The following is a 20,237-nucleotide window of genomic DNA, read 5'->3' as shown; positions in this document are numbered from 1 at the left end:
TCAACCACCCGCGAAGAGTTTGAGTTCCTCATCAATTTTTTCGGCCAGAAAATCCACGGCCTCCCCAAAACCCTCAACTTCAAAGAGCACGCGTGAGGTGCCATTGCCGAGTACGATGACCTTTATCGTGGCCCTACCCTTTCTCGTGTAGGCGCTGTAAACCTTTGCAAGTGCATCGGCTCCGGCAAAACTCGCGTTCAGCTTGGACATCAGGTACTCCACAAATCGCTCCACGACCTTTTTTTCCTCCGGAATAGAGTACTCAAGCTTCCTTCGCCTCGTTTCAACTTTCCTCCTTACGGGCTTTGCCTCATAGATTTCGACCTTCTCCTCAACGTCCCCCTCAAGCTTCGAGAAGAGCTCCTCCAGAAACTCACTCAGCTCCTCAGTTTCAATGTGAATCACCGTTCCCCTGGGTTTTTTGATGACGGCCCTGCCCGACCACTTTTCAAGAAGGTAGTCGATGCGCTTTCTCTCGGCGTCAGTATCGTAGCCGACGAAGATTATGTATCCCATACACACCACTCAGCTTTGTTTGGTATTTTTCCTATTTAAAGTTTTCTCCATTTTGGATAATAGCCTTATATTGACGTTCAGGAAAATCCCGTCCGTCGGAACCGGCCATCGGAGTCACCCCGGACCGGCTGGCAAAAGAAAAGGGAAAGGTCAGGGCTTCGTCATGCCCACCCTGATTTTGTGCACTATTATTTCGGCTTTTTCTATGAGTTCGGGTGGTATTTTGAGGCCTTCTTCAAGGCGGAGTTTTAGTTGCTCCGCGAGTTTTTCTACTCCCTCCTTTAGCTCGCCTTTGGCGTAGAATCTTAAATCGCTCGCGTACTTGTAGGCTTCTCCGATGTTGTTGGTCTTCATGTTTATGAGGAGTAGCTCCGTGAGGTAATAGGTGGCCCTCCTAACGTCGCCGAGGGTCTTGCTCTCCCTCAGGCTTTCTGAGTAGGTCATGTTCAGGATTCTTGCCAGGTCTTTCTGGAGTTCATCAATCGACTGGTAGCGCTCCTCCTTCCTCTTGGCAAGCATCTTCATGATAATCGGCTCAACCTTCTTTGCCTCTGGATTGAGCTGGCTCGGCGGTATCGGCTCGTCCCTCAGGATACCCATCATAACCTGACTCAGAGAGCCTTCGAAAGGTAGCCTTCCGGTCACGAGTTCGTAGAAGATAACTCCCAACTGCCAGATGTCCGTCCTCTCATCGGTTCTTCCATATTTGCGGTCAATCTGCTCCGGTGCAGCGTAGAAGGGCGTGAACGAAGCCGTTGTAGTCGCGCTCATGCTCTCCTCAAGGACTTTGCTCAATCCCCAGTTGGAAATCTTCGGGAGTCCATTCTTGAGGAGGACATTGCTCGGTTTCAAATCGCGGTGGATTATGCCTTTGGAATGAGCATACTTTAAGCCTTCAGCGATGTTGAAGACGATGAGAGCTGCTTCATCTACCGGCAGGGGCTTTTGGAGTCTCGCGAGGGAGCTTTCGCAGTACTCCATTTCCAGATAGGGAACAGGGAGGACGTTGACGTCGTAGAGTTCGACGATGTTCGGATGCTTTAAGTGGAGCCAGTTGGTTATCTCCCTTATGAAGGCCTTTCCAACGGCCGGGTCGAGGGTCTTGGGGAGCTTTAAAGCCACGACCTTCCCGTCCTTCCTTTTAGCTTTGTAAACCCTCGCAAAACCACCCTCACCGATGTACTGGAAGTCGGAGTAGAGCTCCTGGAGAGCCTCCACGGGGTTGAGGATAGGCGTTGACGTTACGGGAGTTGGCGTTCCCCCTGCCATTCTGGCGGTTTTCGTGACCTTCACGGGAATCCTGCTCTCAATGGAGCCGAAGTTGGAGTCTATCTTGACAGTGAAGTCGAAGTCGCCGATGAACTTCGGCTTTACGGTCACGCTCTCGCCTATCGTCTTGCCCGGCTTAACCCGCGGGAACTCTATTTTCTCCTCGCTCAGCTCGAAGTAGTCCCTGTTTTCGGAGAGGTCAACGGTAAGTGCCAGGTCGCTGGAAAAGCGGTTGGTGACGATTATAGACACTTCAGTCTCGGCCTTGTGGGGCATCTCCGTTGGAACGTCGAGCTTAATGCTCCTCTTGAGGAGGCCCCTCTTCTGCTCCTCCTCTATGCGGGAGATGGCCTTCTTTATGCGGTTCGTTTTCCTTCCGAGGGCCTCGGCTAAAGAGAGAGCCTCGGTGTACGCAGATAACGCCCCGGCGTAGTCCCCTCCGAGTTCCAGCTCCTCACCCCTTGAGAGCAGGTTGTCGAGCCTCGTGGAGAGCTCCTCCCTGAGGGCCTTCACCTTGCCCTCCTCGCCTATTTCCTTAGCCAGCTTCTCGGCCTCCTTCAGGAGTTCACCGAGTGGGGAGTAGTCCCTCCTTGAAACGGCGGAGGTGATTTCCCCGAGAATCTTTTTGAGGCTCTCCCTTTTCTTCAGTTCGTCGAGGGTTCTCCTTGAGCCCTCTATCTTGGACCTGAGAAACTCGCCTTTTCCAAGGGCCTCGGCTATTGGCAGGACGGACTCGTAGGTTCTTATCGTGCCCGTGTAGTCCCCCGAAGCCAGCAGGGAATCACCACGCGCAACCGTTTCCTCCATCTGCCTCTCTATTCTTTCAAGGAGTTGTTTTGCCCCCTCCCTGATTCCAGAGATTGGAGATGACTGGAGGGGAACGAGAAGCCTCGCGGCTTCCGCAAGGTTTCCATTTTCCACGAGCTTCTCCGCTTTCATAAGGCTCCTCCGCTCCTTCTTCATGCGTTCGAGGAGCTTTTTCCTCTCCTCGATGTCCTTAGCTTTGCCGAGGGCCTCGGCGTAGGCTTTAGCTTCTTCCAGCTTCGCCTCAGCGGTTTTGACGTCGAGGTTCTCAAGGGCGGAGGTGAAGTCGTTGATGATGCCTTGGTAGGTCTCGGTGGCTTCGTTGACGGCGGAGGAGAGTAGCTTCCTAACCCTTGGAAGGGCATCCGAACCCAAAGTTACGGCAATTTTTTCGGCCTCCTTCAGGATTTTGATTCTCTCAAGGAGGGGGGCTTTCTCGGCCTTCCTGAGGAGGGCGTTCAGTTCCCCAAGCTTCCTCTCGCGCTCCCTCCTCTTCCTGTGGGTCACATAGGCCGAACTGCCGGTTACTGCAACTGCAAGGGCAACTCCCAGGGCGAATAGCTTCTGGTAGAGATCCCTTTTCTTTTCGGCCTCTATTGCGAGCTGGTAGGCTCTGACGTAGTCGCCCTTTTCGAAGGCCTTTCTGGCATCTCCAATAGGCGAGAGGAAGCCCTCGGCAGTTTTTATAGCCTCCACCGCCTTCTGAGCGTCGATGGCCATTTTATAAGCTCTCTCGTAGTCTCCTGAGTTGAAAACGCTCAGGAGGGGGTTTACGGTGAGGCCCGCTTCAGAGGCGAGTTTTTTGGCTTTTTCAACTTCAGGTTTGGCCCTCTCATACTGGCTTTTGATTTCCTCGGCCTTTTGGATTGCTTGGCTCGCATAATCGTAAGCCTTCTCGTAGTCTCCTGAGTTGAAAGCCTTCTCGGCCTCGTTAAGTAAGTTCTCGGCTGGAGTTAGAATTATTCCCTCGGATTTATACTCTGAAATCGTTGACTTCGCTTTGTCAAGCACTGACTTTGCCCTTTCGGGATAAGAATATTGAGTTTCGACCTCTAAGTTTGCTGGTTTTACAGTGGCGTCTGATGGTTGAGGCGTTACGTGGGTGTTTTCCACGGTGGCGTCAGTGTTTTCCATACTGGCGTCGGTGTTGCTTACCTGAGCGTTCGAATCACTGCAGAAGTTGCAACCGGGCAAAACCCCATCGGGCGGAAGCCTGAGAATCCAAACATTACCATAATAACCAGCGCCGAAGCTGTAAGTTAATCCAGCCACGATGATGTCCCCGTTAGGAGCGATGGCAACCGCGGTAGCCACATCACCATACTCTCCTCCGTAGGTTTTCTGCCATTTCACGTTACCATTAGAATCAAGCCTAAGAACCCAAATGTTTGAGTAGTCTGGAGTTCCAGCGCCGAAACTGTAAGTGTAACCCAGCCACGATGATGTCACCGTTTGGAGCTAAGGCAACCGCGAAAGCATAATCCCAATGTTCTCCTCCGTAGAGTTTGGCCCATGCTACGCTCCCGTCAGGGTTCAGCTTCATTACTAAGGCATCCCGAGCCCCAGCGCCGAAGCCGCCAGTGTAGCCAACCGCAATAATACTCCCGTCCGGAAGAACCTTAACGTCGGCAATTTTATCCCAATAGCTTCCACCATAAGTCTTCGCCCACCAGAGGCCGGAGCTTTCCGCCCTAACCATTGGCAACAGTGCCAGCAGGAGAATCGCCACGAGTATCAGTGCCTTCCTCACGGAGACCACCTCCCTTACTATGTCGCCAAAGAATAAGAGGTTTTCTGATGTGGTGGGTTTATAAACTCACCCTCCAAAACACATTAGGTGACCCAAATGAAGACCGAGAGAGCGAAGGAGATACTCCTCCAGCTTTTGAAAATCCCGTCACCATCCGGCCAGGAAGACAGGATTATGCTCCACATTATGGAGTTCCTCCACAGGCTCGACTACGACGTCAAGATTGAGAGCGACGGCGAGATAATAGACCTCGTTGTTAACCCAGATGCCGAGCTGTTCTATGAAGTCCACGTGGACACGATACCCATAAGGGCGGAACCCTTCGTCAGGGGCAACATAATCTACGGAACGGGCTCAAGCGACATTAAAGGCGGTGCCGCGGCAATTCTGCTCATGCTTGAGGAACTCAGGAAGGAAGGGAAGGACCTCAACGTTGGAGTGGTTTTCGTCAGCGACGAAGAGCAGGGAGGAAGGGGTTCGGCACTCTTCATGGAGAGATATCGCCCAAAGATGGCAGTCGTTCTGGAGCCGACAGATTTAGAGGTCCACATAGCACACGCCGGCAACATAGAGGCCTATTTCGAGGTGGACGGCAAAGAGGCTCACGGAGCCTGCCCCGAAAGCGGGATAAACGCGATTGAGGAAACTTACAAGATGCTTGAGGAGCTTAAAAAGCTCGAACCCTTCAATGCAAAGGGCGAATTCTTTGACCCGCACATCGGCATTCAGGAGCTCGTCTGCGAGAACCCAGTTTATCTCATCCCGGCCCTCTGCAGGGGAAGGCTTGAGGCGAGGCTTTTGCCCGAGCAGGAGGTTGAGGACGTACTCGACCTTATGGACCCGATACTCGACGAGTACACGAAGAGCTACGAGTACACGGAGATATGGGACGGCTACAGGCTTGAGCCCGATGAGGAGATAGTCCAGCTCGCCAAGAAGGCGATGGAAAAGACCGGCTTGGATGAGTTCGGCGGAATGCGTAGCTGGACGGATGCGATAAACTTCATGTACAACGGAACCAGAACCATAGTCTTTGGCCCCGGCAACCTCGACATCTCGCACACAAAGTTCGAGCGCATTGACGTCAGGGACGTCGTTACCGCGAGCGAGTTCCTGAAGGCTCTTAACGAGGTCTATGGAAGTGAATGAAGCGCCCAGCTCACCGAGGAAAAACCCGTTATGCGGTTTTATCCTCTTCGTCTTCCTTTCTCCCAACCCAGAACCGCCTCGTCCTTATGAACTGTCTCTCCCTCTCCATAAGGGCCAGGATTAGGGCATCACCCTTGTACTGTGCGAGCAACCTCGCTGCCGTGTCCGGCCCGGTTCCGTAGCTGGCTAAAGCTAAGACAGCCTCAAAACCGTAAGAATCAACTAGGTCGGCCGCTTTCAACAGTTTCCTGTAGGCCCTCTCCTCCTTTCTCCCGAGGGGCTCCCCGTGGCGAACCTTTTCAAGAACCCCAAGGAATTCCTCCGCGTCAATCGGGTGGGATACGGCCAACATCTTCGAGCCACAGCGCGGGCACTGTCTCAGCTTTACGTTCCGCAGACGGGAGACTTTGGTTTTTGAATGCCACCCGCAGTTTGTGCAAACTAAAACGACCTCGTGCTCAAGGAGTCTCTTCTTGAAGAGTTCTATCAGCTCGTCCCTCTCCATAACGCCTGAGAGCAGAAACTCCCCACTTACCGTCATGTTGAGCCTGGCCAGCTTTGAAGGCTCTTTCCTGAGAGTTGTCTTTACCCTCAGCGAGCCGACCTTGAGGAGCTCCATGACGAGTTCGGCCCTTTTGATATCTACCTTGTCGTGGTAGAGCTCGTTTAAGGTCTCCCTCTCAATCACGGTTCCTTCGAAGAGTCTCTCTATTCTTTTTATCTTCGCATCCCTTCTCAGAGCGCCAAAGCGCTTTGCAACGTTCAGCATACGCCAGCGATAGGGGTGGGAATCCCTCAGGGCGCGCGAGACCATAAACTCCACGCTCCCCGGTTCCTGATAGATGTATCTCTTAACTTCCTCAGGGTTAAGCTGGAAGGGAGTCTTGAACACTATCGCGTGTCCCTGACTCCTCACAGAGAAGACTCTGCCGTAGTGAAGGATTAAAAGCGAGTGCACTATTCTACCAATGGCCTCGTTTGTCCTGCTTCCGAAATCTGCGTGGATTATCAATGCCTTCGGAGTGCTCTCCACAACTATATCCCTGTCGGTTGGGAACGGCTCATCCTTGATTTCTTCAAGGGCCCTTCTGAGTTCCTTTTCCTTAAACTCAACACCCTTCAGAAGCTCCTTTGCCCTATCAAAGTCGAAGGCCAGCTCCCTCCTCAGCCTGCCCACGTCGAAGGCAACGCCAAAGGGAACTGGAATCATCTCGCCCTCCCAGCTTGGAATTGCACTCTCAAGGCTCTTGCTCTCGCGGACCTTCAAAAGTCTCGCCTCTTCGTCGATTTTGAGCACAATCCAGCTCCGCCCGTTCATAACGAACTCCATGCCCTCCTCAAGGTCCATAACAAAGCTTTCGTCGAGCCTGCCAACTATGTGTCCGCTCTTTGAATCGAAAACCCGCCAGGAAACCTCGTCTGGAATCGTCGAGAGATTCTCGTAGTAGTACTGGAATGCCCCCCTGCGGAGGTAGAGGAGGTTTTTCTCCTCGTCGAAACCGATTAGCCTCGCCTCCTCGAGAACGCCCAGAACGTCGAGGTAATCGTCCCAGCTTAAATCTCTGTACACGTAAGTCCTCCTCGCTATTTCATAGGGCCTCTCGCGGGGGAGTTTCTTGTGCTCGATTAGCAGGCCCACGACGAAATGTGCCAAAACGTCGAGGCCACCTATAGGCTCAACGGCCTCGAAGCGCCCTTCAAGGGCCCTCTTGGCTATGATTAGGCTTTGAAGGTAGTCCTCCACGTTGGTCGCTATGATATAGCCCTCGCTTACCTCCCCAATCCTGTGCTTTGCCCTTCCGACGCGCTGAACCAGACGGTTGACCTGCCTCGGGCTCATATACTGTATCACCACATCAACATCGCCAATGTCTATGCCCAGCTCCATCGAGGACGTGCAGATTAGGGCTTTAATTTTTCCCTCCTTGAGGGCTTTTTCGGCCTTAACGCGCGCCTCCTTTGAGAGCGAGCCGTGGTGAACCTCGACAGGCTTCCCCCAGGCTTTTAGACGGTGCGCCAGAACCTCCGCGAACTGACGTGTGTTGGTGAAAACTAATGCCTTGCCATGGTTCTCAACGATTTCCCACAGAACCCGGAGACGGGAAGCTATTTCGGGGGAGACGCTCAGCCCCTCAGCCAGCTCCTTGTCCTTTTCCTTTGGTTCTGGGTAGAGCACGTGAAAGTGGTAGCCCTTTTTCCAGTTTGGCCTGACTATAACTTCTGTCTTCAGCCAGTCCCTAACTTCCTCCTCGTTGCCGACTGTCGCGGTCATTCCTATTCTCCTGAAGTCGGCAATCTCCGCTAAACGCTCAAGGTTGAGAAGGAGCTGTGCACCGCGCTTGTTGTCCACCAACTCGGCTATCTCATCGACGATGACGAATTCAACGTTGCCGAGATGCTTTCTTAGGGACTTAACTGTTAAGATAACGCCGAGGGTTTCGGGAGTTATGATGAGTATCTGGGGCGGGTTCTTTACCTGCTTTGCCTTTTTGTAGGCCGATGTATCCCCATGCCTGACTTCCACGCTTATCCCGAGCTTTTGTCCCCACCATTCGAGCCTCTCGAGTAAGTCTCTGTTGAGAGCCTTCAGCGGGGCTATATAGAGGGCAGAAATAGGTTTCAATCTACCCTCAAGGATTTCATTGAAGACCGGCAGAACCGCCGCCTCAGTCTTTCCGGAGCCGGTTGGGGCTATAATCAGAACGCTCTTTCCCGAGCTAATTTCCTTGAAAGAGTCCTGCTGGAGCCGGTTGAGCCTTCCAAAGCGTTCCTTAATAGTCTTTCTCAGGAGGATGTGCATGGTCGTGGATTCTGAATTGGATTTATAACTATAACCACTAACTTTATAAGGCGATATATCGTTCGACATATCGGTGAAGAATATGCACGCCACAAGAAACGGCGAGAATTATGACCTCGGCTACGCCAAAAGGGCCACCCTTGTTGTCGTCCTCTTGCCTCTGCTCGTCATGTACACGGAAGCGATGCTCACTCCGGCGTTGCCGACAATACAGAAGGAGTTCGCAGTAAACCCGAACGACGTCAGCTGGGTTCTCACAATTTATCTCCTCGTTGGAACCGTCAGCGTGGCAATCTTCGGAAAGCTCGGCGACATGTACGGGAAGAAGAAGATGTTTCTCGTTGCATTGGGATTCTACACTCTGGGGGTTATCCTCAACGGTTTCGCCCCAAGCTTCAGGTGGCTCCTCGTAACAAGGGCCATACAAGGTTTCGGAATGGCCATCTTCCCTCTGGCGTTCTCTCTCGTCCGCGAGGAGTTCCCGCCTGAAATGGTGCCGCAGGTTCAGGGAATGATAAGTGCAATGTTTGGCGTAGGTATGGTTATAGCCCTTCCGCTCGGGGCTTACGTTACCCAGCACTGGGGCTGGCGCTGGACGTATCACACAGCCTCTCCATTTGCAGTCCTGATGTTTATCCTTGCATGGAAAGTTCTCAGAGAGAGTCGCTACATAAATCCCGGAAAGCTCGACTGGCCGGGAGCGCTCTTCCTCACCTGGGCGGTCGTTCCGGCTCTTGTTGCAGTAACCCGCGCTCCAAATACCGGTTGGACGGCTAGGGAAACGCTCATCCTCTTTGGTATTTCCATAGTTGGCACAGTCCTTTTAGTTCTCTGGGAAAGGAGGGTTGAAAATCCAATACTTCCTCTTGGCATTATTACTTCCCGTAACCCGGCCCTAGTGAATGTGGGAATAATGTTCGCCGCCTTCGGTATTTCCATGATGAGCCAGGCGAACACCTACATCTTCCAGATGAAACCACCCTACGGCTTCGGCAAGAGCATTCTTGAGAGCGGGCTCCTCATGACCCCCATGGCAGGTGTCATGCTCATCGTCGCTCCAATCGCTGGAAAACTGATGCCAAAAATCGGCGCAAAACCACTGGCTATACTCGGTGCGCTGACTGCCAGCGTTGGCCTAGGAGTCCTGGCCAAATATGCCTCCCAGCTTCCGCCGAACCACCTCTGGACGTTTGTTGGTTTGATAACTCTCGTCGGGACGGGAATAACGCTAATGAATATCTCACTAATCAACGTCCTTGTATTCAGCGTTCCCCAGAGGGTCATGGGTGTGGCGACCGGTGCGAACAGCCTCTTTAGGAACTTCGGCTCGACTTGGGGACCTGCTATAGCAGGAACAGTCATGAGCACCTATTACGTGCTCTTCCACCCCCCGGGGGCTCCCTCATGGGTCAAGATAAAAATCCCGACGACGAAAGCCTATGAAGTGCTTTTTGGGACATCTGCAGTGATATATCTCTTCCTATCAATCCTCAGCTTGGCTATCGTTGAGGTTATGAAAGGTGGCAGGATTCGGGGTAGTAGAGAAGGCGAAAATGAAGCGCTGATTAATAATGGCTCTTAGACTTTTTTCCTCAATATTACGTTTTTGGCATTCCTTTTGAAGTTGTCCCCTTTCAAGAGCCTTTTTCAACCAATTTGTCCGTCTAAACTACTCTGGAAGTTTTTGGTTATGTTTTGTTGTTATTTAACAGGTTGTTGTATTCTGTTTGTTAATATGTAACGAGATTTTTCTGGAGTTTAAAAGAAGCTCGGAGAGTGCTCTTATCGGGCTAAAATCCATGGAAAGGTGATGTTTTTTGTGATGGCGTGTTTTAATTCTGGAAAATCTAATTTAAAGCTTGTTCCTGCTTCTGGAAGTCTTTTGTATGGTTTTGTGCATTGAATATGCGGGCTTTGGATTGGCTGTTATTGTTCGAGTTCGAGGCTTTTGGTGGGAGTTTTAAAGCCACTTTGGAGAAAGGATTATAAAATTCGAGCATTCTTATTCGTTTGTAGGCCCAACCGAGGAAAATCCCACCCTAGTTGCAATAAGACTCCAGAAAAAATTGAAAACTCCCTAAAGAGCTAAAAACACAGGGAAAACTCAAACCTTAATCCTCTTCCAAACCGTTCCCTCGGGTGTGTCCTCAAGCTGGATTCCAAGGCTTCTCAGCTCGTCCCTTATCTTATCGGCGAGATCAAAGCGCCTCTCCTTTCTCAGCTGGGAGCGGACGTTGATTAAAAGCTCTATGAGCGCATCTTCATTCCCAACTTTCTCTTCTCTGAAGTAGTCCTCGAATATGCCGAAGACCTCGCTGATCGCCTTGAAGAATTCCCACGCCTTTCTCAGAATGCTCTCCCTAGGGGTCTCAACTTCCGTGAGGTAGCGGTTTACGGCGTTGCTGGCCTCAAAGACGGCCTTTAACGCTTCTGCCGTGTTGAAGTCGTCATCCATTGCATCGTAGAACTTTTTCCTCGCATCCCTGATGGCCTCATAGGCCTCAAACTCCGGCTTTTCCCAGCGGAAGGAAATCTCCGCCTTTTTCATCGCCACGCGGATGTTCTCAAGGGTGTTGTAAAGCCTCTCAAGGTTGTTCTTGGCGTGTTCAATACCCTCCTCGCTGTAGTCAAGGGGCGAGCGGTAGTGCCTCTGGAGCACGAAGAGCCTTATTACCTCCGGGTCGTAGCGCTTGAGGAGTTCCCTCACCGTTACGAAGTTGCCGAGGCTCTTGCTCATCTTTTCCCCGTTCACCATGAGGAAGCCCGTGTGCATCCAGTAGCGGACCCACTCGTGCCCGAAGCAGGCCTCGCTTTGAGCTATCTCGTTCTCGTGGTGCGGGAAGATTAGGTCATTACCGCCGCCGTGGATGTCAAAGCTCTCGCCTAGGTATTTGCTACTCATTGTGGAGCACTCTATGTGCCAGCCCGGTCTTCCCTCGCCCCATGGGCTTTCCCACTTTGGCTCGCCCGGTTTCGCCTTCTTCCAGAGGGCAAAGTCCTCTGGGTTCCTCTTTCCCTCACCAGGTTCCACACGTGCCCCCTTGACGAGGTCTTCGAGCTTTATCTTGCTGAGCTTCCCGTAGTCCTTGAACTTTCTGACCTCAAAATAAACCCCATCGCTCCCCTCGTAGGCGTAGCCCTTCTCCTGGAGCTTTCTGATGAAGTCTATTATGTCCTCCATGTGCTCGGTAACGCGGGGATAGATATCGGCGGGTTTTACCTTCAAGGCCTCCATGTCTTCCAGGAAAATCCTGAGAAACTTCTCGGCGAGTTTTTTCGGGTCCTCACCGGTTTCGTTGGCCCTCTTTATGATTTTATCGTCTATATCCGTGAAGTTCATGACCATTAAGACGGTATAGCCCTTGTGTTCAAAATAACGCCTGACAACGTCAAACGCTATATACGTCCTCGCGTGGCCGAGGTGAGGGTAATCGTAGACCGTCGGACCACAAACGTACATTCTGACCTCGCCTTCGCGGAGCGGTTTGAACTCTTCCTTTTGTCTAGTGAGGGTGTTGTATATCCTAATCGTCATTCCCACCACCGGGCCCTTTTGGGAGGGGTTTTTTATTAGCTTATCGTTGCGGGAAAGCTTAAAAACCAACTCCACAACTCGGGTTAGAGCCTGAAAAGGGGGTAGTAAAGATGACCAAGGTTGAGAAGGGGGACGTCATAAAGCTCCACTACACCGGGAGGATAAAGGAGACCGGCGAGATTTTCGACACCACCGATGAGGAGATAGCGAAGAAGGCTGGAATATACAGGGAGGACGGCGTTTACGGACCCGTCCCGATAGCCGTTGGGGCCGGCCACGTCATAAAGGGTCTTGACGAAGCTCTGGAAGGACTCGAAGTCGGCAAGAAGTACGAGATTGAGGTTCCGCCGGAGAAGGGCTTTGGAAAGCGCGATAGGAAGCTCATAAAGACGTTCACCCTCGGCCAGTTCAGAAGACAGGGTATAATCCCCTTCCCGGGAATGCCCGTCGAGATTGAGACCGAAGGCGGAAGGAAGCTCAAGGGCAGGGTTCTGACCGTTAGCGGGGGTCGCGTTAGGGTGGATTTCAACCACCCCTACGCTGGCAAGCACCTCGTTTACGATGTTGAGATAGTCGAAAAGATTGAGGACCCGATAGAGAAGGTCAAGGCCATGATTGAGCTCCGCCTCCCGAGAGTTGACGCGAACAAGGTCATCATCGAGGTCGGTGAGAAGGATGTCGTCGTTGACTTCACCCCTGTTAAGGATGAGGTTGACAGGGCAACACTCGCCCTCGGCGAGATTCTCCTCGAGAGCGACCTGAAGTTTCTGGGTTACGAGGAGATAACCTTCAAGCCGAGCGTTGATGAGCTCCTCAAGCCGCCTGAAGCTGAAGAGGAGACTGAAACAGAGGAAGCAGCGAAGACTGAAAGTACTGAGGTTATTGGGACCGAAGAGAAATCCGAAGAGGCTCAGGAAGCCGTTGATGAGGTCGAAGAAACCGAAGAGAGGAGCGAGAGTAAGGAGGCTGAAAAGGCCGAAGAGAAGGAGGAGAAACCCAAGAAGGCCAGGGACACCAAGGGCAGAAAGACGAGGAGAACGACCACCAAGAAGACCACCAGCAAGAAGAAGGCCAAGGCCACCGAAGAGAAGTCTGAGTGAAGTTTTTAACCCCCACTTTCAATCTTATTTCTTAGGGGGTGCGCATGGCGAGTCGCTTTGAAGTTCTTCTCCAGGACCTTGGGAGCAGGTTCACGAAGGATGACATACCGAAGATTAGGGACGCACTGCTCGCCCTGAGGCGTGTCATGGAGATTCCCGTTTCTTATCTTAACCCATCGAGTGGTTACCATCCTGTTGTCGTGTTTAAGAAGCGCTTCGGCAGGGTTCAGAAGGAAGTTCCTGTCTCGATACTCGACCTCAAAATCCTGAACCGCTACAACATGCCGGGCTGGAGGAGAGAAGTCGAGTTCTGGCTCGACAACGACGTCGTTATTCAGGAAAACCTCTATGGAATGGAGGCACTCCTCGTAGGTGACCCCCGCGGTCTGAACAGGCTGAGTGACATCATCAGGAGGCTGGCCCAGTATATGAGCATCCGCCCTTCAAAGCTCGTGCTGTTCTACAACACGATTTACATGGACTACGGCGGCGGACGATACATCCAGCTCCTCCTAAGGGGCAACGACCTCGAGGTCAGGCTCATAAGGATGAAGCTGAGCGAGGCATCGAGCTACCTGGGAAAGGCCATCGAGTATATGGATTCGGCATTCGGAAACAAGAACATCGACTTTTACAAGCTCCTCTTTGCCCACGCCTCTGAAACATACAGCTCCTTCGACTGGTTCTTCCACCGTTACATCTATCCGAGGCTGAACCCCGAGCAGAGGGAGTTCCTTGAGGAGATGCAGGACTACAGGAACTTTCTCCGTCTGCTTTATGACCACATCAACAGGCTCAACAAGGACAGGATAGGCGACGAAGTTGGAATAAGGGTCATCAGGAGGGCAAATCCAAAGAGGCCCCTCGAAATTGGAATCGCCTTCACGAACAGGGGAATAGATGTAAGGCGCTACGTCAACACGGCCCAGATAAACTTCATGGTGTGAGACATGGAAAAGAGTGCCCTCCTTTATCTCGTTCTTCTCCCCCTAAGTTTCGCCCCCTGGTTAATCTCCTCCACGTTCTGGGGCCATGTTGCCGTTGTTCTGTTCTTTTACCTTGCGCTTCCCCTCGTGATTTCCCGGGCACTCGGCTTTTCTCGGGAAGAAGTCGGTCTGAACCAGCCGGGGAGAGAAGGGCTTAAGCTCTTTCTTATCCTCTTTGTTCTCTCGATTCCCCTCAGCATCTACGGGGCGACGATACCCTCAATGAGAAATTATTATCCAGTTTTCCACTACTCTAGCCTTACAACCTTCCTCCTCGGTGAGCTCGGGATGGGTCTGATAATGCTCGCCCACGAGGCCTTTTATCGGGGATTCCTGCTATTTCCCCTCGCCAGTAAAAACGAATGGCTCGCGATAATCCTCCAGGACGTTCCTTACACAATCGTCCACCTTGGAAAACCGGGAATTGAAGTGCCCTACGCCTTTGTGGCAGGAATAATCTTTGCAAAAATGGATTTGAAGGGAAAGAGCTTCCTGCCGAGCTTCCTCCTTCACTGGCTCGGCTCGGCGTTCTTCGACTTGCTGTGCGCCTCAAGCTTCGCGGTTCCGTAGCCAACGAAGAGCACCTTGTCGGGGTCAAGGGCCTTCAGAACCTCTGGCCTGTGGGTGATTATCAACGCCGTTATCCCCGCTTCGCGGATTATTTCTCCTACCTTCTTGGCGACACGCATGGCCGTGAGGGTGTCAAGGTGTGCCCCGAACTCATCTATAAGGAGGAGGTTCGGCCTCTCTGCCAAAAGCGACGCTATCCTCGCCCGCTCCTTCTGTCCAGTGCTCAGCTCACTGTACTTTGCCCTGTAGAGAACGGCATCGCTTAATCCAGCCCTGTTGAGAACCTCAACTGCCGCGTTAAGGTCTTTAATCTTCCTGTAAACGTGCTCCAGAATGCTCTCGGAACCAAAGCTCGGCTCAAATTCACCTGGAATCATTACGGAAACCCTGGCGTTGTCGGGCACCTCTATCTTCCCGCTCGTAGGCCTGAAGAGCTCCTCCCACCAGCCGTTAGCCGAGCCGAGAATTAGCCTTAGCAGAGTCGTTTTTCCTGCTCCACTTGCTCCAACAACCGCTACCAGCTCACCGGGCTTTATCTCAAAGTTGAGGTTCCTCAAGACTGGCCTCTGGATAACGCGGTGCCTGACGCCAAAGGCCTTCAAAAGCTCCTGTATCTCCTCGGGCAGGCCTTTTATGTCAAGCTCGCTCTCGAAGACCTTGGAGACGTTTTTGAAGATTATCGGGCTCTTTAGGGGCTCAACCTTCCCGTAGCTCGGGCGCCACAGCCTCCCGTCCTCAGGTGCGTAAGGGTCCTCCTTCAGAAAGCGCTCTATGTATTCCCTAGCCTCTTCGGTGAGCGGGTAGAATAGCACGGGCCTTCCGCTCGCTGTTTCCCAGAGGAACTTGAAACCGACCTTTTCAAAGAAGGGGTTGTAGCGCGCCATCTGGGCTATGGTTTCAACGATGTGCTTCCTCTTCCTCATCTCGGGAATCCTTCTCTCGGCTATCCACTCAAGGGCCGACCTAACGCTTAACTGCCCCAAACCGTCGGAGCGGTAGTCGGGATGGACGACGACTCTAGCTATTCTCGCCCCGGCGGTGTTGGTCTCAGCTAAAGCCTTCCACTTGGCCTTTTCCCAGAGGTAGGAGCGGGCTATTCTTTTCTTTCCGTATTTCCTCTTTAACTCCTCGTAGAGTTCCCTCATTATCCGCTCAGGCCAGAAGGCTGGATGGAACCATTCCTCAGGAAAGACCTTCTCACGGATGTTTTTCTCGATTTCACCGTTCGGCAAACGGCGGTGCATTAACGGTATGGGCGGGTCAACTCTTACGTAGCTCAAAATCCTCGGCTCGTACTCCTCCCTTTCGACGAGCTCAAGAATCAGGAAGCGTGAGGCTGGGGTTGAGCCTTTTATTTCAAGAATGTGGCTTTCCGCACCGCAGATTGGACAGTTCTGTTTCGTGTTTGCTTCAAAGATGTGCCCGTTCTCACAGCGCCATAGAGCCACTTTCTCCTTCTGGCTCGCGTAGTGGTACTGCTCGAGCTCGGCTATCGCCTCGAAGTCGCTCTCGTATTTGGCTTCCCTGGCCCTTATCTTATAGGTGTAGAGGAGCTCACCGGTGAGGGGAGAGTAGCGCTTTGCCTCAACTTCCTTCTCGAAAAGGGGCCAAACTGGGATTTTGTCCCCTTCATAAAACTTCCAGAGCCGGTAGTCATCAAAGTCGAGAACTTTAAAGCCTTCCTTCTCTTTGGGTTTGCCCATTATCTCAATCTCAACCTCGTCCCCACTCAGAAACCACTGGGCAACGTTGCCTGTCATGTAGATGCGGTACCTTTCGCCCTCGGCCTCAACTTCCAGAACACCGAACCAGCGGTGCTTGAAGCGGGGGATTTCACTACCCGTAACTCTGCCCCTCACTAGCATGGAACCACCGGAAAGAATAGGGAAAGGAGGTTAAAACGTTAGCTCACAGGTGTTTCAGAACTTTGTCAATGTAATCTTGGCTCTTGTTAAGGCTTTCGAGGACGAGCCTTGCCTCGTCTCTGCTCAGCCCGTAAAGCTTGAAAACCAGGGCATCAAGGTAGGCCTCGTTCTCCTTTACGAGGCTGATAAAGGAAGTTAAGTGCTTGGCGTTGGCCTTTCCCTTTACGATGGTCGTTATCCTCTCCGTCTCGACCGGGTTTCCTTCGATCGTTGGAACCACCGTCTTGTTTAGAATGTCACCGAGAGTCTTCACCTTCTTCCTCGATTCCAGCAGTGATAGTATTGAGAAATAGACGTGCTCGAGGATTTCCTCCTTTCCTTCGAGTTCGAGGATTGGCGTGAGTATGTCCCCCTCCCTTCCGAGAACCCTGAGCGTGCCGTTGCTTAGCTCAAGCTCAAAGCCATCGTATTCTGTCTCTTCGTCCGAGTTTATCTCCACATTGGTGAAAAAGAGCTTTTCCTCAGGGAGCTTTCCTACTCCCTTCTCCCAGGTCTCAACGAGCTTTTTAAGGGTAAGCTTCTTCTTTCCAAGCTTCTCGCTCCACTCCTCCCAGAGGACCTTTATCTGGTAGTGCTTCCTGAGGAGGCTTATTATCTCCTCGACGGTAGTTTCTATCTCTTCGGCCAGAGCTTTCTCCTCGTCGGTGGAGGGGAGCTTGATGGGGAGGTCTTTGATGAACTACTTGTTTGCCGAGTAGTAGCCACTGGCAAACTCGACGCTGTTCTGCTTGAAGACGTAGTTGAGTACTGAACTGTTGAGGATGCCGAGGATTAAGGGATATAATCTTCTGTCTTTGAGAATTATCTCATTAACGTCCACATTATCCACGTAGTATCTGCCCTCTTTATCATATGCTATTCTGAGGTCGCTAACTAGCCTTGGAACAAGCATTTTCTCCATAACGTGTTTTTCGAGATTCTTTGGATATATGTACCCATACCAATCAGCCCTGCCCTTCATCTTGCCCCTTTCACGATTTTCTAAGATTTCCCTATTCTCCAGAAGGTACTTCCATATGTTAGGGTATTTTCGTTTGAAGGTGTCTTCAGGGATTAGATGGTAAGTTCCACTGCTGTCTGGTTCATATGGGAACAGGAGTAACTTGGTTGATGGGATGACAATGAATTTCCTTACATTCTCCCCAGATGCTAAGGGTTTAAGAAGTTCTTTTTCAAGACGATATCTTTTCCCAGTGGAATTTGATAAAACTACAAAGTATCTCTCCTCCTCCCCTTGATAAATGAGGTGATACACTTTGTCGGCACTTGTGGCTAATCCTTGGAAGATGCTAGAAGTTAATTCTACCAGCCTCACGCTCCCCTCGTAAATCTTCCGCACTATCTCTCTTTCCTTCTCCGTCAGGAAGACCCAGGGCTTCTCCGAGAGCTCCTCCTCGGGAATCTCAATGACGCTCAGCCTCTCCTCTTTCCACTTTTCGGGCTTCCAGATTGCTCTCAGCTGGTCAATGCTCTCCCTGAGCTCCTCGACCTTCGCGTAGGTGAGCCTCTCGTTTTTCGCTTTCCTCAGCACGAGTATCATCGTGTATGTCGTTGCACCTTTGAACACCTGCTCATCGCCAAAATCAATTATCAGCCTGACCGCTTTCTCCTCCGCAAGAATCTTCCTCAGCTCCTCGCCGTAGTCAATCTTCATCCACTTCTTGGTGACGATGAAGCCGAGCTCGCCGTTCTCCCGCAGAAGGGAATATCCGCGCTCGATGAAGGGAATAGCTAAGTCGTAGTTCTTGTGGGCGCTCTCATAAAACTTGTTCAGAAACTCCACGTACTCTGGGCTCTCCTTCTTGAGGTTCTGTATCCTCACGTAAGGTGGATTCCCCACTATGAAGTCGAAGCCTCCCCTGACAGAGCCGTCCGGGTTGAAGAAGGCCATGAAGAACTCAAGTGGGTGGTGAACGAAGCGGTGGTCGAGCTTTTCTGCCTTATCCCCAAGCTTTTCTTTTAACAGCTCACGGTATTTTTCATCGAGCTCTTTCCTGACGTAGTCCTTTATTTTCTCGATCTCCTCAAGGACTTCCAGGTTCTCTGGATTCTCTATGAACTGGCTCCACAGTTCAAGGAGCTTTTTAATCTCTTCCCTCCCCTCAAGAATACTGGGATCAGAAAAGCCCATGAGGGAATCACCGCTTATGAGATTAAGGCTCAGGTTGGGAAGGACGTGCTCGTTCTCACCGAGGGAATCCCAGCGGAAGGCCTTGGGGTTGAGCTTTATCAGCTCTCTCCAGAGGTTCATCTTTGCGACTTCAACCGCGTTCTCATCCAGATCAACAGCAAAGACGTGCCTGAGGACCATCTGGGACATTAGAATTCTCTCGTCGCTTGGGAAGAGCTTTCTCATCCTTGCAATGCCTTCTAAGATTTCCTTCTTCTGAACGAGTGGCGACAAGTTGCGGGTCTTTTTGCCCACTAGCTCGTTCTCTTTCTCGCGTAGGCTTTCAATTACAGCCGAATAAACGTCCCATAAGGCTCTGAGAACCTTTATCAGGAATGAGCCAGAGCCGGAGGCAAGGTCAACCACCCGGATATCAAAGAGCTCCCTGCTGAGCTTCTCGGCAGTTTCAAAGTCGTTCTCCATAATGGCCTTTGCTATGCCCTCCTTTAGCCCTGCGAGCCTTTTTCCAAGCGTCTCCTCGACTATGAACTGGGTGATGTATTTTGGCGTGTAGTAGATGCCTTTTTCCTTCCTCTCCTCCGCGAGGTAGGTCTCGTAGGCCTTTCCGAGGATGTCCTCGTCTATCTGGCTGTAGTCGTACTGGGTTATTCCCATCTTAAGCCCGGTTTCCTGCCAAGGAGTAAAACCAAGGACCGTGGCGAGTGCACTGTAAAAACGCGCCCAGTTCTCCGGTTCGTCCTTAACTTTTTCCAGCAAACTGTCGGAGAACAGCTCCGTGTCATAGAGGGGATAGAAGAAGTCGTTTATCTCCTCAAGGAACTTCCAGATGAATGCCCGGTAGTACTTCCCAGCGACTTCAGGTTTGTTCTTGTGTTTTTCTGCCAGCTGAATCCTGTCATGGAAGCTCGCCCACTTCTTGTAGAGCCAGTTGAACTCTATAACACCATAATCGTCGAGGGTCTGAATGAAGATGAACTTGTTAATTAGGTGGAGGATAAGGTGCATCTTTTCCCTCTCACTGGCGTTAAACTCAACCCCATCAAGGATTTTTATCCACTCACGCAGACTATCAAAGAAGTGCTCGTCGAGTTCGCCCTTCTTTATCCCATGCTCCTTCCTTTCGAGGAGCTCATAGAGGCTCCCATATTTCTTCAAGTCGTCCACAAGGTCGGAGAATGTTGCATAGTGGAACGGAGCAAAGCCCCTCACAATGGTCTTTGAGCTGAAGAAGTACCACTCATAAAGGTTCGTTAAAACCACAAACCTTGCCTCCTCCGAGAACACGTACCTTTTTATCTGCTCCTCGTACTCTCTCCAGTCCAGTTCGTTTCTTGCAAGTTTGTTTCTCCTAAGTTCGAAGAGGCGTTTGAACTCGACGATGATTTTCCTTCCGAGAGAATCCCTGAGTATTAAATCAACGTATCCGGAACCCACTTTTACCTCTGGAGACCCCTTAACACCTAAAAACCCCATTATCGGCGATCCCTTGTAGAAGAACTTCTGCCTCAGACTTTCTTCAGGTTTTGCCCTCTCAAGAATGGCCTCCAGGTACTCCCTCATATCCTCGCTCCTGAGCTTTGACTTTATTTCATCAACTTCCTGGAGCGGGATTTTCTCCATTGTGACGAGCTCTTCGAGATCTCTACTAAGGGCCTCTATCTTATCCACTCTGCCTCACCTAACCTAAATTTGAGAGAGGAGT

Annotated in this window: 13 protein-coding genes; 5 read left to right on the top strand and 8 right to left on the bottom strand. The window is 51.6% G+C overall.

Going from position 1 to position 20,237, the window contains the following annotated elements; all coding sequences use genetic code 11:
* The 3 genes from F7B33_RS04120 to F7B33_RS04110 all read right to left on the bottom strand — a co-directional run bounded on the left by F7B33_RS04120 (position 1) and on the right by F7B33_RS04110 (position 4,339).
* Positions 1-516: a hypothetical protein gene (locus tag F7B33_RS04120; protein ID WP_297073299.1), complete on the bottom strand. Its 516-nt coding sequence runs from the start codon at positions 514-516 to the stop codon at positions 1-3.
* Positions 517-666: 150 nt separating this feature from the next.
* On the bottom strand, positions 667-3,942 hold the full coding sequence (locus F7B33_RS04115) for a protein kinase (protein WP_297073252.1): 3,276 nt from the start codon (positions 3,940-3,942) through the stop codon (positions 667-669).
* 19 nt (positions 3,943-3,961) lie between these two features.
* Complete coding sequence (locus tag F7B33_RS04110; RefSeq protein WP_297073251.1) at positions 3,962-4,339, bottom strand: hypothetical protein; 378 nt, start codon at positions 4,337-4,339, stop codon at positions 3,962-3,964.
* Positions 4,340-4,435: 96 nt separating this feature from the next.
* Between F7B33_RS04110 and F7B33_RS04105 the strand changes: the two genes are divergently transcribed.
* On the top strand, positions 4,436-5,488 hold the full coding sequence (locus F7B33_RS04105; RefSeq protein WP_297073250.1) for a M20/M25/M40 family metallo-hydrolase: 1,053 nt from the start codon (positions 4,436-4,438) through the stop codon (positions 5,486-5,488).
* 28 nt (positions 5,489-5,516) lie between these two features.
* On the opposite strand, the gene F7B33_RS04100 is transcribed toward F7B33_RS04105, so the two are convergent.
* On the bottom strand, positions 5,517-8,288 hold the full coding sequence (locus F7B33_RS04100; RefSeq protein ID WP_297073249.1) for a DEAD/DEAH box helicase: 2,772 nt from the start codon (positions 8,286-8,288) through the stop codon (positions 5,517-5,519).
* 82 nt (positions 8,289-8,370) lie between these two features.
* Between F7B33_RS04100 and F7B33_RS04095 the strand changes: the two genes are divergently transcribed.
* Positions 8,371-9,870, top strand: a complete 1,500-nt coding sequence (locus F7B33_RS04095) for an MFS transporter (protein WP_297064248.1) — start codon at positions 8,371-8,373, stop codon at positions 9,868-9,870.
* A gap of 522 nt (positions 9,871-10,392) precedes the next feature.
* On the opposite strand, the gene cysS is transcribed toward F7B33_RS04095, so the two are convergent.
* The gene (gene cysS, locus F7B33_RS04090) at positions 10,393-11,823 is read right to left on the bottom strand and encodes a cysteine--tRNA ligase (protein ID WP_297073297.1); all 1,431 of its coding nucleotides are present in this window, start codon (positions 11,821-11,823) and stop codon (positions 10,393-10,395) included.
* A gap of 110 nt (positions 11,824-11,933) precedes the next feature.
* Here cysS and F7B33_RS04085 point away from each other — a divergent pair, with 110 nt between their 5' ends.
* The 3 genes from F7B33_RS04085 to mrtA are packed head-to-tail and all read left to right on the top strand — an operon-like array spanning position 11,934 to position 14,479.
* Positions 11,934-12,923 carry a peptidylprolyl isomerase gene (locus tag F7B33_RS04085; RefSeq protein ID WP_297073245.1) on the top strand — a complete coding sequence of 330 codons (990 nt, stop codon included), beginning with the start codon at positions 11,934-11,936 and terminating at the stop codon, positions 12,921-12,923.
* A gap of 44 nt (positions 12,924-12,967) precedes the next feature.
* The gene (locus tag F7B33_RS04080) at positions 12,968-13,870 is read left to right on the top strand and encodes a hypothetical protein (protein WP_297063498.1); all 903 of its coding nucleotides are present in this window, start codon (positions 12,968-12,970) and stop codon (positions 13,868-13,870) included.
* Positions 13,871-13,873: 3 nt separating this feature from the next.
* Positions 13,874-14,479, top strand: coding sequence for a CPBP family archaeomyxosortase MrtA (gene mrtA / locus F7B33_RS04075; protein WP_297073243.1), 606 nt, complete (start codon positions 13,874-13,876; stop codon positions 14,477-14,479).
* On the opposite strand, the gene F7B33_RS04070 is transcribed toward mrtA, so the two are convergent.
* The 3 genes from F7B33_RS04070 to F7B33_RS04060 form a co-directional block, all read right to left on the bottom strand.
* On the bottom strand, positions 14,419-16,344 hold the full coding sequence (locus tag F7B33_RS04070; RefSeq protein WP_297073241.1) for an ATP-binding cassette domain-containing protein: 1,926 nt from the start codon (positions 16,342-16,344) through the stop codon (positions 14,419-14,421). The two genes, mrtA and F7B33_RS04070, sit on opposite strands and share 61 nt — an antisense overlap.
* Before the next feature lie 43 nt (positions 16,345-16,387).
* A complete protein-coding gene (locus tag F7B33_RS04065) occupies positions 16,388-16,843 on the bottom strand; it encodes a hypothetical protein (protein WP_297073239.1) in 456 nt (151 codons plus the stop codon).
* Between the two features lie 240 nt (positions 16,844-17,083).
* A complete protein-coding gene (locus F7B33_RS04060) occupies positions 17,084-20,203 on the bottom strand; it encodes an N-6 DNA methylase (RefSeq protein ID WP_297073237.1) in 3,120 nt (1,039 codons plus the stop codon).
* Positions 20,204-20,237: the final 34 nt, after the last annotated feature.

The sequence above is a fragment of the Thermococcus sp. genome, assembly GCF_015523185.1.
In the GTDB taxonomy this organism is placed as follows: Archaea; Methanobacteriota_B; Thermococci; order Thermococcales; family Thermococcaceae; genus Thermococcus.
This window is presented reverse-complemented; position numbering and strand designations above follow the sequence as displayed.

Excerpts from the sequence above, each read along its gene's own strand:
- F7B33_RS04120 (WP_297073299.1), bottom strand. The coding sequence starts at position 516 with ATGGGATACATAATCTTCGTCGGCTACGATACTGACGCCGAGAGAAAG.
- F7B33_RS04105 (WP_297073250.1), top strand. The coding sequence starts at position 4,436 with ATGAAGACCGAGAGAGCGAAGGAGATACTCCTCCAGCTTTTGAAAATC.
- F7B33_RS04100 (WP_297073249.1), bottom strand. The coding sequence starts at position 8,288 with ATGCACATCCTCCTGAGAAAGACTATTAAGGAACGCTTTGGAAGGCTC.
- F7B33_RS04095 (WP_297064248.1), top strand. The coding sequence starts at position 8,371 with ATGCACGCCACAAGAAACGGCGAGAATTATGACCTCGGCTACGCCAAA.
- cysS (WP_297073297.1), bottom strand. The coding sequence starts at position 11,823 with ATGACGATTAGGATATACAACACCCTCACTAGACAAAAGGAAGAGTTC.
- F7B33_RS04085 (WP_297073245.1), top strand. The coding sequence starts at position 11,934 with ATGACCAAGGTTGAGAAGGGGGACGTCATAAAGCTCCACTACACCGGG.
- F7B33_RS04080 (WP_297063498.1), top strand. The coding sequence starts at position 12,968 with ATGGCGAGTCGCTTTGAAGTTCTTCTCCAGGACCTTGGGAGCAGGTTC.
- mrtA (WP_297073243.1), top strand. The coding sequence starts at position 13,874 with ATGGAAAAGAGTGCCCTCCTTTATCTCGTTCTTCTCCCCCTAAGTTTC.
- F7B33_RS04070 (WP_297073241.1), bottom strand. The coding sequence starts at position 16,344 with ATGCTAGTGAGGGGCAGAGTTACGGGTAGTGAAATCCCCCGCTTCAAG.